Source organism: Pseudanabaena sp. 'Roaring Creek' (genome assembly GCF_001402795.1).
Classification (GTDB): Bacteria; Cyanobacteriota; Cyanobacteriia; order Pseudanabaenales; family Pseudanabaenaceae; genus Pseudanabaena.
Genome location: NZ_LIRE01000056.1, coordinates 1 through 18,179, shown reverse-complemented (window position 1 = coordinate 18,179; position 18,179 = coordinate 1). Strand labels below are relative to the sequence as shown.

Genomic DNA, 18,179 nt, shown 5'->3' with positions numbered 1-18,179 from the left:
GCCTGCGCCGCAGGTTTTAGAGTTTTATATTTAATTAAGCCCACTTACCTAAAGAAGCCTAAAGAAGCTAATTTATTTCCCATGAATCGCAATAAAAAAATCCTCATCGCTATAGTTTGTGTCTGCACGATCGCTAGTGGTTGGTTCGCAATTATTCATATCGATTGGCTGATCAAAATTCAAGATGTCATTCAAGCATCGGGGGCTTGGGGAGATATGATTTTTGTACTTGCCTACGCGATCGCCACTCTGCTGATTCTACCCGTAACAGCCTTTAATATTGCTGGGGGAGCACTTTATGGTGGTGTCGAAGGTTTGCTGCTCACATCTATGGGGGCTTTACTTTCAGCATTATTAGGGTTTATGTTAGCGCGATCGTTGGGAAGCAGATTTATGCGCCTTGAGGAGCGGTGGTCAAAAGTAGGGCAGGGCTTGGTGGTTGGAGGGATAGGCTATTCCTTTGCCTCAAGGCTATTTCCTTTAATTCCCTATGGCGTAGTCAGCATTGCCGCAGGCTTGAGTCCGATCAGACAGCGTGATTACTTGATCGGTACTTTATTAGGAACGCCGCTGGGGATTGCCCCTTTTGTATTTCTCGGTAGTACTGGCGTACAAATGAGTTCAAATCACGATGTGCTACCTTTATTGGCAAGCAGTTTAGGATTAGCAATGCTAATCGCAGCAGGCACTTGGTATCAGCATTCTCAAAAAGTAATGCCCGCAGATAACACCGACCACAAAACAGATCAAAGTATTGCAGGATAGTATTGCAGGATAGTATTGCAGGATAATTATGCAGAACTTACAGAAGCCCCTACAGAAGAAAAAATCTGAGCCTACCTCTGAACAGAATTCAGAAAAAAACGCTTTGGGGAGTCTTAACAATCATCAAACTTCATGGGATTTGTATTTAATCTTGGGTGCAGTCGGGATTTTTGCGATCGCGGCATTGCTACATTTTTGGCAATTAGGGACAGTTCCCTATCCCATTTTTGATGAAGTTCTGTTCGGCAAATATGCGGAAGAATATCTAGATGGCAATCCGACTTGGGAAGGGCATCCGCCGCTAGGTAAGTTTTTCATCATGCTAGGTATCCTAATATTTGGGCGTAATGAAATTGGTTATCGCCTTCTGAGTGCCTGTTTTGGCTCGATTGCGCCGCTGCTATTGATTGGATTGGTTTATCGTCTAACTCACAAACGTAATTTTGCCTTACTATCAGGTCTGTTCCTCTGTAGCGATGGCTTATTTTTAGTAGAATCCCGCACGGGGTTGTTAAATATATTTTTGGTTTCCTTTGGAATCACCTCACAAATTTTTTTAATAGCAGCTTTAGAACAAAAAGGTAAATTACGTACATGGCTTCTTTGTTGTGCAGGGCTAATGCTCGGCGCTTCGGTTTCCGTAAAGTGGAATGGTTTGGGATTTAGCCTATTAGTATTTTTAGTTGTCTCATTAGTATGGATAATTGCCAAATTCTTCCCCAAGAATTTAGCCAAACTAGGGATTTTTAGAGAAATTACGACGCTGCATTGGTGGCAATATATCCTTGGCTTCGTATTAGCTCCGTTAGCATTCTATTTAGTCCAATGGCTCCCCCTATTTATACTTAATCCAGGCGGAGTTGCTCCTGAAACGGGCTTAGGGGCAATCCACTCATTTTGGGAATCGTTAGTGAGAGTCCAAAATCATATTATCTGGTGGCACAATACCGCAGAAATGATTAGTACTCCCGAACACCCCTCCCATCCCTATTGTTCGACGGTAATTTCATGGCCAGTCTTAGCCAGAACTGTCGGTTATTATTTTCAAGACCGAGATGGGTATTTTACGGTGATGCAGGGGCTGGGAAATCCAATTTTGTGGTGGTTTTCGACGATCGCCATAGTTTTCATAACTATTACCTCTTTTTTACCGAAGTTTCAAAAACTTTCTAATATTGGCAGTAATAACTATTTGCTTTTGGGATATTTCGCCAACTACGCACCTTGGCTGCTCGTAAAGCGATGCCTCTTTGTATATCACTATTTATCATCGGCAGCTTTTAGCTTTGTGGCTTTAGCATGGATTGTCAGCCAGATGCTCGATAAAAAGGGAATAGTTAGTTATTTAGGCTATGTAATTATCGCCTTAGTCCTATTAAGCCAAATTTTCTTTTTACCGATTTGGATTGGTTTGCCCATATCCCATAGTGCTTTTTACGAGCGAATGTGGTTTATGCCAGATAGCGTGCCAGGCTTTAATTGGATCTGATTTTCATCATTGCATTCCCTATGGCATTCTTTTTTTAACTGCCAGCATTCCCAAAACATTTTGAGAATCACCTTAATATTTGCCCCAGTAGCCTTACCAAATCGGCGCGGGAAATGCTGCACTGGTAGCTCAATAATGGGGGATAGGGATGGTTCCCGTAGGAGAAAATGCTCTAATTTAGAGAGAAACTCAGCGCTAAACAAGGCTCCATCAGATTTAATCGGTTTGATCGATTGGTATATCTGGCGAGGAAATAATTTAAAGGCGCAATCAATATCCCTAGCTTTGATGCCCAATACCCATTGAATGAAAATATGATAGAGCCACGCATTGACAGAACGGATAAACAAATCGGCTCGCTTTGCGCGGTAGCCAATCACGATTTTTGACAATAAATTCCCTTCACGATCTTGAATATATGGCAAGAAACGATCCAGATCGCTGATGTCAAACTGTCCATCACCATCGGTCAAGAAAATATATTCATGCAAAGCCCGATCGAATCCACTGCGTAGAGCCGAACCATAGCCCAAGTTGCGATGATGGTTGACTAGACGAATTTGAGGATTTTGCTTGGCTAAATCTGTCACGATCGCAGGAGTTGCATCGATAGAACCATCATTTACCACAATAATTTCGTAACAGATCTGGCGATCGCTTAAGTACTTCACCGCAGAGGCGATCGTCAAACCAATATTTTCAGCTTCATTATAGGCAGGGAGAACAACAGATAAAGATAGCAAGTTTTTCATAGGGTTGATGGCTCAAATATCAAAGGCGCAAACGTTTAGTTTTTAATTCACAAAATTGTTGTCACACTTTCGTGAACTGGTGCAAAACCTGCGGCGCAGGTTTTGGGGTTTTATATTTAATTAAGCCCACTTACTTAGCGACTTCCCTCCGATGTTAAAGGAACAGATAACAATGATTGCTGTGATTGCTGTGATTGCTGTGATTGCTGGCGAAACATACGAAATGTATGGAACAGCATCAGGGCAAACAAGGTTACGTTTACAGCACTGGTTATATAGACTACGCTTTGTAGCCATATTTCGGGAATTGCATAAAACAAGTCTTCATAGTTATATCGGAGGTAGGCGTAACCTACATTTACAGCACCTGTCAATGTCAATCCCCAATAAAGCCACCTAACGACAGGAATCAAGGCGATCGCGATCGCCAAAAAAGCCAATCCGTATAGCATGTATCGTTCGTGCATCCTTGTCGGCAACATAAAAAAGCCGAATAGCATAGTCGAAAGCGCTAGACATTGCCCAGCAAATTGGGCTTGATGATGACGTTGCTGATATAGAAATATCGCCAACCACCCCAGAAGTATGCCCAAAAGACAGAGCCCAATTACCTTATAACTAAACCCACCGAAGGTCGTATAGTCGCGTATCCAATTCGCCCAACCCCAAAAATTAAATGCATTTACTGAAGCAAAACTATAGTAATCAGCCGTAGCCCTAAGTAATTTATATAGAGATAAAAATGGGTTGATCATACCAACCACTGCGGTCGAGCCCACCTCATAAAATGGCAAGATAATCAACCAGATGGCAACTACTCCCCCCGCAGTAATTGCCCCCCATTTCCACCAAGTTTGACGAAACCATTGAGATAGAACTAAAAATGGGGCAAAAAAAAGTCCTTGCGGTTTGACGATCACCATCACGGCAATGAGCAGCCCCGCTCTCACAATATGGTTTTGTTGAATCAAATAAAACGCCCATAGCATCAACAAAGTCATAATCCCATCCACCTGTCCCCAAACTGCGGATACAAATAGCATTAAAGGATTAAAAGCATAGATTAGCCCCATTGTATAAGCCTTATCAACGGAAGTATGGGCTTTCAAAATTTGGGCGATCAAAAACGCGGAAGCAATATCCGCCAATACTGGAGGGATTTTAATTAGGATCGTTAACAGTAATCCATCTGTATGACTAAAACTCGGATCGAAGAATTGATAGATCTTGCCAATCAACCATAGTACATAGAGATAAGCAGGTGGGTAGTCGCAGTTAGTTGAGTAATTATAGAAATTGGCAAATCCTTGTTGCACCATATCGATTGACCAAGCCTTATATAGGTTCATATCTACCCAAAAGGCAATTGGCAAGCTAATCAAAAATAAATGCAAACCTAGAGCGAGCGCTAGCCCTAGATAAAATCTCCGCGAATTTAGTTCTAATGGGGCTTTAGCGATATTAATCATGCAATCGTCTCATTCGAGTTGGAGTTGAAGATATCTTAGGCGATCGCCTTATGCCAAAACTAAAAATGGCATAGCCATTTATTTGTTTTTCAAACCCTTACTAGGTTTGGTTTTTAATTCGTAAATCTTAATTCGTAAATCTTAATTCGTAAATCTTAATTCACTAATACCAATCCACAAAGGTTTTGTCACACTTTCGTGAATTGATATTAGCGATCATTTAAATAGCGTAAATAGCGATCGCTATTTAAAGTTGAAATTTAAAATATAGCTATCCTAAATCATTTGTAGATTTTTGGGTTTGTGGAAGCGTACCCCTTTGGGGTGCGCTTCCACAAACCATTATGGTTCTTGCAATATCCAATCAAAATAATTGCAACTTTTGTAACTTGCTTGGGTAATATATTGCAGTCAGGTTGGTAAAAGTTATGTCTGATTCTAAACAAAGCCGTAAAATCAATCGCTTCTTTGCCGAGTTTATCGCCAAGTTAAGAAAATGGCTGAATAAGATCGGTAGTCCTATTCGCATCAGCCGCCGATTTGTGCGGCAATTATTAGGAGCATCAAAGGGACAAAGGAAAGGCAGCGCGGCTGGCTTTGTATTACCAACTGTGACCTTAGTAACCTTAATTGTCACTCTATTGGTGGTTACGACTGTTGCGAGAACCTCCGAACGAGCCAAAAGCGCATCCAATGCTCGTACTGAGCAGGTTTTTCGGAGTGCAGCGACTCCCGTTGTTGACCGAGCCAGAGCGAAAATTAACGCGCTCCTAAATGACAGCAACTTGCCTCGTACCACACCGCCAGAACTCACTCTAGACACTGTCATGTCCGCCGACAGTGGCAAATATACATTACCCGATGAAACCCGCCTCCAACTTGTATACGATTTCTTGACCCCTGTTGGTTCTACGGGTACGGCAACTTCTAGCCCAGACGGCAATATCAGTGCAACGACAGGTATCACTGGCAACAAAATTGAAAATCGGGAATATGTATCGACGGCTTGGAAGTACCCGATCGATACCAACAATAATGGCAAGTTTGACTCCTATGGTCTGTACAGTATTCTCTTCCGTGCCCGTCCCCCATCCGTAAGCGATCGCCCAATTGTTCCCATTGAGTCCCGATCCCTGCCCATGGATGAAACCACCCTCTCAGGTTCTTGTGTTTCCACGGGTGGATTGACGAACATCGCTAGCAATGGAGGCTGGTCAACTTCTGGAGATAATAAACTCCGCAAAGCCTTCTTTATATATGCAGTTACCGTCCCCATTACCGATACGGCAAGTTTTCCTGCTAATCCCTCTCAACAAGCTCTGTATGAGCTATATACAGGACCCAAAGCGATTAGTGCGGTAGAACTACAACAAGACCGTGCGCGATCGCCTCAAAACAATAACGCCGTTTTCTTTGAAGGTGATACCGAACTAGTTAACGTTGCCACCTTCCGTATTAATGGCAGAATTTATAGCGCTGGCAACCTCATGGTAGGTGCAGGCAATAGTCGCAATATTACCTTTTATCAAGTCAGTAGCTCAGGAGATGACCCCACAAACCCCAATTTGCTTGGTTCCTGCTATTACACCGAAGGAAACAGCCAGATGGTTGTCGCTGGTAACGTCGTCGAAGGAGATGCCGTTTATACCGATACGACAGCCCTCTCACCAGACAAAACTGGAACGACCTCCAGCGCTACGGGTAATGTACAGGTACACCTATTTTTGGGCGCAGGGAAACCACCAAATACGACTACTGGAGGGGTCAAACTAATTGATGAAACTACCCAGAGTGTTGATAGTAGCGTAACGGGCAATCTTAGCTCCGATTTGTCACTCAATGACTTTGCGTTTAACAATCGCATTAACATATTGGTAAACGCGGCGATCGCTGGTCGTGGCGCTGTCTCTGTCACCTTCCCCATCCCATCAAACTTTAGTACTAGCAACCTCAATTACGCCAGCAAACAAGATCCCACCTCCGTCCAAGCCGATCTGGTCGATCGCATTAAAGACGGAGCCTTATCTTCTCAAGCGGAAGTGAATGCCGCTAGAATTGCCGCCTATCAGACTTATTTTAGCGCTCGCATTCACAAGGTCTCATTCCGCGAAGTTGCCTTTCAAGGAACAGACACCACTCCTTCAACTTTATTAACAGAAATTGCCGTTCCTGGATTTCCTAACGCCCCCGATTTAGCGCCACCAGTCACTTGGATGTTGCCTAGTTACGCCAATACTAATTTTGGTAAAGCCGCTAGTTCCTACGATCCAGCCACAGGTACAGGCTTTGACGGCAAAGGCGCGATCACCGATACAGCCAATGGTTATACCCTCCTAAGACCAACATCGGTAACCAATCGTCTTGCACTTGCCGCTAGCGATCCCAGCTATGTAACCGCCAATTCTAGCGAGAGAATGCTGGGCGATCGCGTCTTGGTAGGTAACGGCTTCCCCGCTCAATGGCTTTACGTCAATCCTAGTACCAATATTCTGGGATATGTAAGCAGTTCGCAGCAAAACTATATCACCACAAATTCATCGGTCTTCTGGAACGATCCCAATGAAAGCACTGCAGGCTCCGTCCCCCGCTATCGATACACCCAGTCTATTCCTCTCAGTAATTTGGGCGTAACCGATCGCGGCGGATTTTGGGAACTCTCGGCTGCTGCCGATCCCACCATTACCGATCCGACGAACCCATCTAACACCACTCCTAGCACTTCTCCTCAAACAGGCGGACTCAGGGTAGTCACCAATGCAGGTATCTATAGCCGTAGACCTGAAGATTCTTTCCTATCTCGTTTCCGCACTGGATTTCAAGATATTACAAATACAGGCTTCAAGATAGATGAATCTAGCGCTCCCCTTTGGAACGGTCAGCCTCAAGACAATCCGATTACGGCTTTTAACGAACTTTATTTTGCAGCAGCTCGCGATCCAGTCTACGACACCAATACGGATGGCGAACGAGAACCTCGCAACTATGTAGTCTGGCAAGACTCCATGCCCATGACAAGCGGAAACGCGAGCGATAGTCGCAAGGGCGATCTGCAAATGCGTGCCTCGGCAATTTATCACTATAAAAATAGTACTTATAACGCAGTGGGAGCGCCCACAACCTACCAAAGACCGATCGCCTGTGTCAGCAGCTACTACGATCCCACCAACTCAGGCACGGCAAAGAATTACTCTGGTGCGCCTTGGAATAGTGGAGGCAGTGGACGCTCGAATAATGGCTTAGTCTATGTAGTTGGCAAAACCGCCTCCGATACGAGCGTAGACTTTACCAACATTAAATACGACAACAGCACTGGGCTGTTTTACGACAATTCCATCAGTACGCCTGCATCCTATATCTACAAATTTGCGGACAAGGCTCGCAACCCTGGTGACAAAACCGCCAATCTGAGCGATCGCCTTGGCTATCAAGCCAACCTAATCTTCCCTAATGGACGCTTTGTCAATCCGAATCTACGGGAAGTACTCAAAAAGATCGTCTACGACCAAGGCGTGTCAACGGCGGCAGCAGCAAAGCTCACACTGCCACAGCAATCAACCCTTGATGCCAATCTCTGTGCCTTACAGATTCTCGATACGACTCTTAACTTAGCCACAGGCACCCCTCCCACTCCTATTACAGGTATTCAACTACCCCACGGCACTTTTAGAGAAGCAGCTTTCCTTGATGGTAGAGAAGTTAAGTCCCTCAATCGCAATGAATCCCTCACCGAAGGCGCGAATGGCAACAACACCACTTCAACGGGTGGGCTATACGCTACGGGTACAACTGCAACTAAAAATCGCGGCGATATCTACGATCTAGAAATCGAGCAACGCCAACCCCTGGAAATCCGTACCACAGATATAGACATGGATCGGATGCGAGGATCTACTGTCACAGGCACGATCAACTCTACAGGGGTTGCTACCGAATTTTTGCTACCCTACAGTGGCATCGTCTACGCTAGCCGTGAAGATGCATTACCTGACTTAAGCTATTACAAGGTTGATAGTAGCGGCAATCCCACCTCAACCACCAGCACCGATCAAAGCAGTCTAAGTTCCACGGATTTTCTGCTCGATCCCACCCGCAAGCCTAGTGGCATTCGCCTGATCAATGGACTGCGGCTATGGCGGAGCAGTCTTAACACCGCCAACCTCGGTAACACCAATGGTAGTGCTGCTGTTTCTAGTACCACCTATGCGAGTTATCCTTGGACTACTGCCACCTTGGGCGAAAAGGGGCTAACCCTAGTTTCCAACAACCCCGTTTATGTTAAGGCTCAGTACGATCCTGCGAGCGCCAGTGCCACGCCTGGATTTAACAAACATACCCAGCAGGAATTTACCAAAATCCTCAATGAAACCCTATCCAATCCTCCTACAACGGCGGAACTCACAGCGGTATGGAATAATTTCTACACTCGTCATGCGAATAATGGAGCTAGTGACAAGCTCAATGGAAATTTTGCTTGCAGACCTGGTTCTAATTCCAACTGTACGACTGGCGATGAATGGCGATCGACGACGGTTTTAGCCGATGCAGTCACAGTTCTATCCGCTAATTTCCGTGATGGCTATCGCAGTGATGGCGACTTTGACCTACGCAATAATGCCAACACCTCTACGAGCATCAACTGGCAGTCACAGTTAAACCCTTCTCTCTATAACAGCGACACCCTCAAGGATAGTAGCTACGTTCTCGATCTGCGACGGAATGGCTTCTTTAACAACAACTTCGTCACCAGTTCTCCTTGGCTAATTCCGCTTAACTCTGATGGTGGCACGGGTACGACTAGCACGACTTGGATGGGATCGCCGCAGTCCTCCACTCCAGTTAATGGCAACATGGCTAGCTACAACGCTAACGGCGTTACGCCCGTACAGCGACGCATTAACTTTAATGAGTACGGCATGGAGATATGCCGCAAAATCCCTGTCACTGAATGTACCTTCTCCGATTGGGTTAAGGACGGTGCGGGAACGACTACGCTACCAGACTTTACGGCAAATAGCACCACGATCTCTACCCCTGCCGCTGCACCGCGCTATATTGCTCCGAGTGACTGGCGCTATGCTCGTCGTTTGTCATTCCTCCGTTTTGACGATATCTATCAAGATGGTAACGAGCAACTAATTTTTGCCAGCAGTTGCCCAGGCAGCAACCAATCTTGGCCTCTGCCTATCGGCGTGAACAATGGCAATCTTGCCACAGGCTATACCTACCCCATGCTCATGGGTTCTTTAGGCGCGCCTTTTAGCTTCAGTACCCAAAATAGTTACGGGACAGTTGGTTGTCCAGATTCGGGAATGACTGTCGAGCTGGGTAGTATGTCTAGTGGTAGTTTTAGTGCTGGCGATATATCACTACCAGAAGGTCGGAGAAGAAATCAAAACGGTACTACGACAGCTTCCATCGGTGCCCTTGAGACCCAGATAGGTTCAACATTGCCCGCTCCAAATTTATCAGGCTCTAGCGATACGGCAGCTTCACCTAATACCACTGGTAATGTCACGAATAGTCTTGATAATACTTTGGGACAAAGTATATCTTCCAATGGCGTTTCTAATGGTAAACGCAGCACTAACAACACCGTTTACAAACGGTTTGACTTTGGCGTTCGCTTGAACAATCGTGCGTCATTGCAACCAGGTCAAACGGTTAGCGTTAAGGTCACCCTATTCCCCCGTACTCCAACCTTGGCTACTGCTACCAATGGTACGACTGCCTATAATACTTATCCTGGGGTCGTGGGCGATCCCTTCCCCTTAATAACGGATAATACTGGCTATGCAGGGTATAACGGTCAAACTACTGTAGGTGCTCCCCCCAACTCCACCTTGGCAGTAAACACAAAACCCACCTATACGGTTAGTGGTAGCACATTAACCTTAAGCTCAGGATCCTTAGCAGCTGGTACGCGCGTAGCTGTCGGTGCTGTTGGTAGTGGTTCTTCTTCTAAGCCTCCCGCTCCCTTACTTCCAGAAACTGCATACTACGTTGTCAATCCTTCGGGTTCTTCTTTCCAACTAGCAAATACTGCAGGTGGCACTCCCATTACCCTTACCAATACGGGTACTGGCACTCAGGTGATCACTACGCCCAAGGCTGATTACCTCAATGCTTTTTACAATGTCTCGTCTGTCGCCATCAATGGTGTAGCCGCAGGTGGAGCCTATACTTGTGACCCCATCACTGCTACTGCCCCGATTAATCCTTCCTGTACAACGACGGTGTCATGGACGGGGCGTTCTTCAGTGCCCTCTCCCGATAACGATCCTGACATCAAAACCCTATCGGTCTTGGTCGTTCGCGACAGCTCCGATGAATTACCATCCGAAGAGTTTAGAGTCAGTATCGACAACATCAACGGCAGTAACGTAGTTTATGCATCAGGTGCAGCAGGGGGTGGCTATTCTGCCACTGGAGTTGCGCCAACGGCAGCTAGTTCGAGTAGTTCGAGTCAATCTCTACGACGTGGCATTATCACTAACGATAATCCCAATACCTTTAGTGGTAGCGCTAACTGTAACACCACTACAGTTCTTGATAATAACGATGACATCTACGTTGCAGCTAACTCAGTTTGTCCTACAGCAACGCCTTCTAACACACCAAGTCTCACGCCGACACCTACGGTAACTGCTACTTTCGCAACACCCACTGCGACACCATCTCCGACAAAAACTGCAACGCCTACTAACACAGCCACTCCTAGCAAAACAGCCACTCCTAGCAACACGCCAACGGCTACGGCAACGCCTACAGCCACACCTACAGTCACAGCAACACCTAAGGGTGGTGGTGGATCTTCGCTACCCAATCAACCCGTATTTGCAAGCTTGCCCGATCTATCTAGCAAACATGCTAAGGGAGTGGCGGGTATGCCCTTATCGATCATTGCGCCTCCTGCGGCCGCCTATCCCTTCTATCACACACCCACCTCGTCAGACACCTATCCTCGCGGATTCACGGCTCCATCATGGAATGGCAACAGCGGTAGTGCGATCGGGCAATATGTTTGGGGTAATGGACTTTATTTCACCTTCGATACCACATCCAACTACTTTACAGCTTTAGGAAATAACTTCCTCGCTGGTCAACCTGTAGCGCTAACAGTTAATAGCGGTGGGTCGTTACCTTCAGGGTTAACCGCAGGGACTATTTACTACGTTACCAATGTATCGAAAAACAATTCATCATATACATTCCAGCTTGCCTCCACTTATGCCGTAGCCATCACTAATCCAACTACACCAGACATAAATCCTTCTTCATCAGGATCGGGGCAGCTCCAGATCTATCCACTCAATGGCATCGACAACAGCGGAACGCCTACTACTACAAGAGACACCAAGATCTTCCCTGATATTCCGCCTTTGCCTCAATCTCAAGGTGAGACACCGATGCTGCCAGGAGACTTGTCTGATACTAATGCTGGCAATGGAAACAACTCGCAAATGAGCAATTCTAGACCTCCGACAGTGGATAAGACTCTGTGGTATCGCTCAGCTTATTACGATAATAATTGGCTCGGAGAAAGCAATGGCGTTGTCTATTCTACTAATAATCTCTTTATCAATAACCTTAGTTTCCCTGCAATTGGCGGTGGCTTCTCTGGCGATTTAAAGGCGAACCTGAACTCGATGGGTAGGTTAATATTACCTGAAACGGTTTGTATTGACTCAACGGATGGTAGCGTCGATGCTCGTTGCACTAAAAAGATCTTTAGTTATAACTCCAGTACTCCTTCGGACTCTTCAACCAATCTACTCAATTTAAACCTTCCCTATAACCCCCATTTCCCCAGCGACAACAGCAGCAGTGGCAACACCACAAGCGGGGTGACCCCAGCTACTACCTATACCGTATGTGGCGGTACTGGTAGCACCAATGCATATCAGGCTGTAGACAAACAATTCAGAAACCAATCTGGCGCAGTCACCTCAACTCAATACAATATTTCCACTGGTAATTGTGCGACAGGAACGGGTAGCCCAAGTGCAGCGATCGCTAACTTTATGGGTACGGCTCCGACACTCACGGCGGGAGCTTATACAGGTGGTACAGGCTTGCGCAGCGCTCAACTGATTCCAGGAAATACTGGAGTCAATGCTTTCGTAGCTCTATCGCCAAATGTCTCCACTAATAGCAGTGGTTCGAGTACTAATCCAACCGCCGATCTGCGTCCACTCAATTTCGGTACATTTGCCGAGACACCCTTTACCATAGGTACTTCGGATACTGCAACGGGTAAAATCACAGTCACGAATGGACATAACTTGGTAAATAACCAACCTGTAGTATTGTCTAGTGCTCCCAGCGGGCTGACAACCTATACTACTTACTATGTTCGCGATGTAATTGCGGCAAAAGACTCTACTACAACCGCACCCTATTTACCGACAACCTTTAGGCTATCGTTAACTCCAGGCGGGGCAGCGCTAAACTCTTCTAATACTACTCCCGCTCTGACTAGTGGTTCGGGGAATATTAGTGGAAATATCAATCTGTCCTTGAGAGCAATAAATACCTTCGCCAATAATAAGGTTCACGTTTATAACTTGAACAATCTCGGTACGGTGATCCCTGGTACTAATACCAGAACGCTCACAGGTACGTTGACATTTAGAGCCAACTGCGCCGATTCGGTTACAGGTAATGACAGCACTTGTACGCCAACCAGTATCCGCCGTGGAGACGATCCCGTCTTCATTATGATGGCTGATGCAAGCGAAGACATTGTATTTAATAGCTTCCGCGTACTGCTGGATGGAGTCAATCCGAATAATATTTTCTGGGTCTTCCCCAGAACTAGCGCCAATCCATCGATTACGGCGGTCAACACCTCCACCGATACAATTACAATTCCAATTGCATCAGCTGCCAATTTCCCTAATGGCAAGCCAGTTTATGTATCTACTACTGGAACTCTTCCAGCAGGATTAGGCACTGGAGGAACCTATAGTCCACAGGTCTACTACGTTATAAATGCCGTCCCTGCTTCGGGCACTTTCCAGCTTGCAAATACCTTAGGTGGTACGGCGATCGATCTAACTAGTACAGGTACTGGTACAAACAGTATAGGCGCTGCCAATGTAACTTTTGCTGGTACGGTAGGACAACCAAGTGTACTGACTGGTAACTTTATCGGTACGATGCCAAGCAGTGGGGCTAACTCATCCAATACTACCGACTTCGCCGTTTTGGACGGCTATACTTCATTCAGAGGTGTAAGGTTCTTAGGATTTTATGGCATTGAATCTATGATTAGTGACAATGTCCTGATGACAGCCATGACTCAGGTAAATCAACCTGCATTGCTACCAGTACTACAGCTTCACTTCCCGAATGTCACCAGTCCAGCAACCACGATCGCTCAAGCTGATAATACTGGCAATGGTATTAACGGAGCGCCTTCCTCCAGCACTGGACAATGGACAATGCGTCCAACCAAAACTGAGGTCAATGTTTACTTCGTGGCTGGCGCATCGCCATCGAGAAAGGGCGTAAGTTATACAACCTCTAGCTCGATCAATTTGACAAACACAGGGGTAAGCCCAAGTACATCAGTATCTTCAGGGGAAACTGGTGGTGGCTTAGCCAACTTTGTCCGCTTCCTTGAAAACTGGCATAACGTTCCTATTAAGATATCGGGCGGATTTATCCAAAATTCTCGGAGTAAGTTTGCCACTGCGCCCTATGCAGCATCAGCACCTTTAGTACTAAGTAGTAGTGGAGCCTATGGTCCTGGATCCGTCTATGGCGATCTCAAGACTATCTTTATCAACCCAGTGCAACCCTCCACTAGTTCATTGGTGAATGCAGGCATGAGTGGTTTTGATTTGTCTTACCAATCGATTACGAGCGCTCCTCAAAACATTCCCTACTATGCAGCGCCGATTCGTCTCTGGGGCTACGATGTGGGTCTATTAACCCAGCAACCAGACCTCTTTGCTCAACGTTTTGCCGTCCCGATCGCTGGAGCTAATGAGTTCTTTAGGGAAGTCAGTGGTGACGACCCTTGGATAACATCTTTACTATGTGCCCTAGAGCCCCTCGATCCTACGGCAACTAGCCCCAACACTTCGACGGTTAATGCTGGCTTAAAACAGAGTGTAGGTACCGATCCTACGCTATATGTCAAGCGAGTCCTGAGAGGAGGCGATCGCCGCACTGATTGCGATAAGCCAACCTATGGTACTACCGCCGCAGGTGACACACCCAACATTGTGTATAAGTAAAGTAACGACCTTGGATTTTATTTGGTAAGGGCAGACAATAAATTATTTCTCACCCTTACTAAATAAAATCCAATTAAAATAAAATCCAATTAATATCCAATTAAAGTCCTTGTAAAATTCCAATTAAAGCTCTATTTACAACTCAAATTAAAATTCTGAGTTATTATCCTTGTTCTTGAAAGATGGTGGATTATGGGCAATCTAAATATTCAATCTATGAACGATCGAACTCCTCGAACAAATATGCAAAAACTGCACAAAGTATCAAAGATCGCGATCGCCCATCATCTTGCCAATCTCGTCAAGAACGGGCGATCTAAAGTTTTATCCCCTGCTGACTCAGGCTTCTCTTTACTGGAATCCCTTGTGGCAGTGGCGGTTGTCGGAATTTTAATTGCTGCAATTACCCCGATGGTTGCCCTCACAACTTCCGCGAGAATTAATTCCCGACGGGTAGATCAGGCAACCCAAGCGGCGCGATCGTATATTGATGCAGTGCGTGGTGGAGTAATCGATACCACTAATTTCCCCAACAATTTGGTGCAAAGTAATGCCGTTGCTAGCTCGACAAATGCTCAAGCTCAATATACCTTTGAGTCAATCGTTGCGCCAACTCTTACAACCTTTCCGATCAGTACTACTGCTTGCCAAAATATCGCCAATAATGTTCCTTCAGGCACTGTACAGGGCATATGCGTTTCTCCGACTGGCAATGCTTATAGTAGTGCCAACCCACAAAACTTTTATAGCGATCCCCAAAACTTTTTTATCCAGCCGATGCGGAGTGGTCCGCTCAACACAGTGACTACGGCTTCTACGGATTTGAAAAATCAAGGGTTCTGGCTAGCAGTTAGGGTCTATCGTGCTGACGCGCTGTTTAGTGGTTTAACGCTACTAACGGGTACAGAAACAGCTTGCTCTCGGCAATCTTCTTTTGGTAATCCTCTTCCCAGAAATTGCCCTTTAGTAACCATGCGATCGCAGATATTACCAACCGTTAATGCCTCCAATCTTGACAATATCCGAACGGGTACTGGTTCAAATTAGTAAAGCAAAGGAGTCCATGCTATGAAGAAACTTCTCCAAAATTTATTGTCTCGGCAGCGCAAGGGAATATCGCGATCGCCAAATTCTCCATATTTAAAAAAATATCGGCGAGGCTCAGTATCTGGTTTTACCCTAATTGAGTTGCTAGTTGCCTCTTTGATTGCGGCTTTAATGGTAGCTACCCTACTGAGCTTCTTGCTAGGGGTACTAGATAGCGATCGCAAAGAGACTGCGAAAGCCAACGCGCAAGAAGAACTACAGGCTGCGATAAGCTACATTGCTGACGATCTTCAAGAAGCCACCTATATTTATGGGGCTGATGCCCTAGCGGCGATCAACGATCAGCTTCCCCACCGACAAGGGATCGCCGATGGCGGAACTGTTAGCGGCGATTGCAACTCAGGCAATCAATGTACTCCCGTTTTAGTGTTTTGGAAACGCTATTATTACGACCCTGCCTCAAGCCAAAAGTACACAAAAACAGGAGCATCGCAGATTGTTGGATGTATGCCATATATTGACAATCCGACAAGTGCGCCAACAAGTAAGCCCTTAACTAACTGTACCTCAAATAACACCACCAACAATCCTTACCAAGTTCCCTATGGTATGGGAACCTATACAAATTCCCTTGTCGCCTATTACCTAAAAAATGATGCAAATTTAGGTAGTACTTCTTGGTCAAACACAGCCCGAATTTTACGATGGGAACTAAAGGATGGCTATCAATGGTATTGCAGTACTGGCGGGTCGATCACGGATACGGGAAACTGTCCTACTACAAATGCAACCAACCGAGACGGCACTGGCAATCTAGCCCCTACCACTCCTGCTAACTCGCCACTGATTACTACTCCAGTAACGCAGCAAGATACTAATAATTATTTTATAGTTCCCGACAAAGGATTTAATCGAGTCAGTTTTGCGGGTACTGGTAGTCTGTCATCCCAAGCATCAGCATGGAAAAAGTTTGATTTTTTTAACTTTGCAACCAATCCCTTTGTCAGTCTCGTAGATTTTATGGATGATACCGTCTATAGCTCTAGTCAAGGCGGCAACAGTAACGCCGCAGGTACTGGCTCGACGGCAGTTGCCTCGGCAGGAATTAATGTGCCGATCGGCAAGAACATTACTATTTCAGGAGTAACTACTACTACCAACCCCGACTGTGACGATCCTTCAGTGGGTGTGGGAAACATTAATCCTCTATCCCTTACGAATACAACTGGTGCAGTGACACAGAGAGTTCCCGCTGACTTTTCCGACTTTACAACATCTAATCCTTCCAAACTTAGTAGTTTTTATGTATGTGTAGCTCCTGAAAGCGTTACCGCCAGAGTTTACCTAAGAGGTACTGCCCTAGCTCGCTTAGCCAATCCTCCTGTTGCCGCATCTTCTCGTCCGCCAACAGCTAACAACAACACATTTTTCCCGACGATAGATGTACGTAGCTTTGGTCGCAGTGCCATTGGCATTAAGCAATAGTCATTTCAGCTAATTTCAGGGAAAAGAACCATGCTCCACTTTAATAATTTAGGAACTTATTTAAGATTGTTACTAATCAAATTTGGCTGTTTTTTAGGAAACTTACCGCATATCCTCAAAAAATATCTCCAACCCTTGAAAACTAAAAGCAGATACTCAAAACATCGCGATCGCTATGGTAAATCTCTCGGATTTACGCTGTTAGAGCTTCTGGTAGTCATGGTTATGGTGGGCATCCTTAGTGCGATCGCTGCGCCATCTTGGTTGAGTTTTGTGAATAATCAACGGCTCAATGCTTCGCAAACCAAAGTTTTTCAAGCCATTAAAACCGCTCAGTCCGATGCCAAAGCAAGACAATCTAACAATAACCAAACAACTCAGAGCGCTGCCCAAAACGCCATTACTTACAGTACGCGGACTAGGATTACCTTTGTTGATACTTCTACCTTTAGGCTCGATAACGTGAGAAGTAATGGAGGTCTACAATCTTTAGATCAAGGCATAGTCTTCGCCTCCGTAACGAATAACGCAAATAATATCCCTACCGATCCCAATGGCTATAAGTACATTGAGTTCGACGCGAGGGGCTTTATCTACGATCCTAATTCTAACCAGCTACCTATTTGCATTAACCTCAGCACATCTAATCCCTCTGGTGCTCAGAATACAAGTTGGGTTAAAATTCAGACTTTACTTGGCGCGTTAGCCACGGGGAAAAAACCAGCTGTATGCCAAGTAGCTACTCAGTAATTCTCATTATGATTTTTGCTTTGTCCAAACCGTCAAATTGTCAACGAAGACGTAGGCTTTTCAAGGATTGCTATTCCAATAACTCCCGATAACTGCCGACAGATCAAGCCAAAATTTTCATAATGATAATTGCTGGTATCTGATAGCACATATAGCTACCGCCAACTGTATCAGGACA

General features: G+C 45.6%; 8 protein-coding genes. 6 read left to right on the top strand and 2 right to left on the bottom strand.

Going from position 1 to position 18,179, the window contains the following annotated elements:
• Positions 1 to 765: TVP38/TMEM64 family protein (locus AC805_RS01800; protein WP_231662395.1), on the top strand; the 765-nt coding region annotated here is incomplete at its 5' end.
• A 28-nt stretch (positions 766 to 793) separates the two neighbouring features.
• The gene (locus AC805_RS01795; RefSeq protein ID WP_055073832.1) at positions 794 to 2,254 is read left to right on the top strand and encodes a phospholipid carrier-dependent glycosyltransferase; all 1,461 of its coding nucleotides are present in this window, start codon (positions 794 to 796) and stop codon (positions 2,252 to 2,254) included.
• Here AC805_RS01795 and AC805_RS01790 read toward each other — a convergent pair.
• Positions 2,200 to 3,006, bottom strand: a complete 807-nt coding sequence (locus tag AC805_RS01790) for a glycosyltransferase family 2 protein (RefSeq protein ID WP_055073831.1) — start codon at positions 3,004 to 3,006, stop codon at positions 2,200 to 2,202. The genes AC805_RS01795 and AC805_RS01790 overlap by 55 nt on opposite strands.
• A gap of 134 nt (positions 3,007 to 3,140) precedes the next feature.
• Positions 3,141 to 4,475 carry a glycosyltransferase 87 family protein gene (locus tag AC805_RS01785; protein ID WP_055073830.1) on the bottom strand — a complete coding sequence of 445 codons (1,335 nt, stop codon included), beginning with the start codon at positions 4,473 to 4,475 and terminating at the stop codon, positions 3,141 to 3,143.
• Positions 4,476 to 4,903: 428 nt separating this feature from the next.
• Here AC805_RS01785 and hpsA point away from each other — a divergent pair, with 428 nt between their 5' ends.
• The 4 genes from hpsA to AC805_RS01765 all read left to right on the top strand — a co-directional run bounded on the left by hpsA (position 4,904) and on the right by AC805_RS01765 (position 18,001).
• On the top strand, positions 4,904 to 14,719 hold the full coding sequence (gene hpsA, locus AC805_RS01780; protein WP_055073829.1) for a hormogonium polysaccharide biosynthesis protein HpsA: 9,816 nt from the start codon (positions 4,904 to 4,906) through the stop codon (positions 14,717 to 14,719).
• Between the two features lie 216 nt (positions 14,720 to 14,935).
• Entirely contained in the window at positions 14,936 to 15,766 is an 831-nt protein-coding gene (locus AC805_RS01775) for a prepilin-type N-terminal cleavage/methylation domain-containing protein (RefSeq protein WP_197278600.1), read from the top strand.
• A gap of 21 nt (positions 15,767 to 15,787) precedes the next feature.
• On the top strand, positions 15,788 to 17,251 hold the full coding sequence (locus tag AC805_RS01770) for a prepilin-type N-terminal cleavage/methylation domain-containing protein (RefSeq protein WP_055073827.1): 1,464 nt from the start codon (positions 15,788 to 15,790) through the stop codon (positions 17,249 to 17,251).
• A 30-nt stretch (positions 17,252 to 17,281) separates the two neighbouring features.
• Positions 17,282 to 18,001, top strand: a complete 720-nt coding sequence (locus AC805_RS01765; protein ID WP_055073826.1) for a prepilin-type N-terminal cleavage/methylation domain-containing protein — start codon at positions 17,282 to 17,284, stop codon at positions 17,999 to 18,001.
• Positions 18,002 to 18,179 lie beyond the last annotated feature (178 nt).

Excerpts from the sequence above, each read along its gene's own strand:
- AC805_RS01795 (WP_055073832.1), top strand. The coding sequence starts at position 794 with ATGCAGAACTTACAGAAGCCCCTACAGAAGAAAAAATCTGAGCCTACC.
- AC805_RS01790 (WP_055073831.1), bottom strand. The coding sequence starts at position 3,006 with ATGAAAAACTTGCTATCTTTATCTGTTGTTCTCCCTGCCTATAATGAA.
- AC805_RS01785 (WP_055073830.1), bottom strand. The coding sequence starts at position 4,475 with ATGATTAATATCGCTAAAGCCCCATTAGAACTAAATTCGCGGAGATTT.
- hpsA (WP_055073829.1), top strand. The coding sequence starts at position 4,904 with ATGTCTGATTCTAAACAAAGCCGTAAAATCAATCGCTTCTTTGCCGAG.
- AC805_RS01775 (WP_197278600.1), top strand. The coding sequence starts at position 14,936 with ATGAACGATCGAACTCCTCGAACAAATATGCAAAAACTGCACAAAGTA.
- AC805_RS01770 (WP_055073827.1), top strand. The coding sequence starts at position 15,788 with ATGAAGAAACTTCTCCAAAATTTATTGTCTCGGCAGCGCAAGGGAATA.
- AC805_RS01765 (WP_055073826.1), top strand. The coding sequence starts at position 17,282 with ATGCTCCACTTTAATAATTTAGGAACTTATTTAAGATTGTTACTAATC.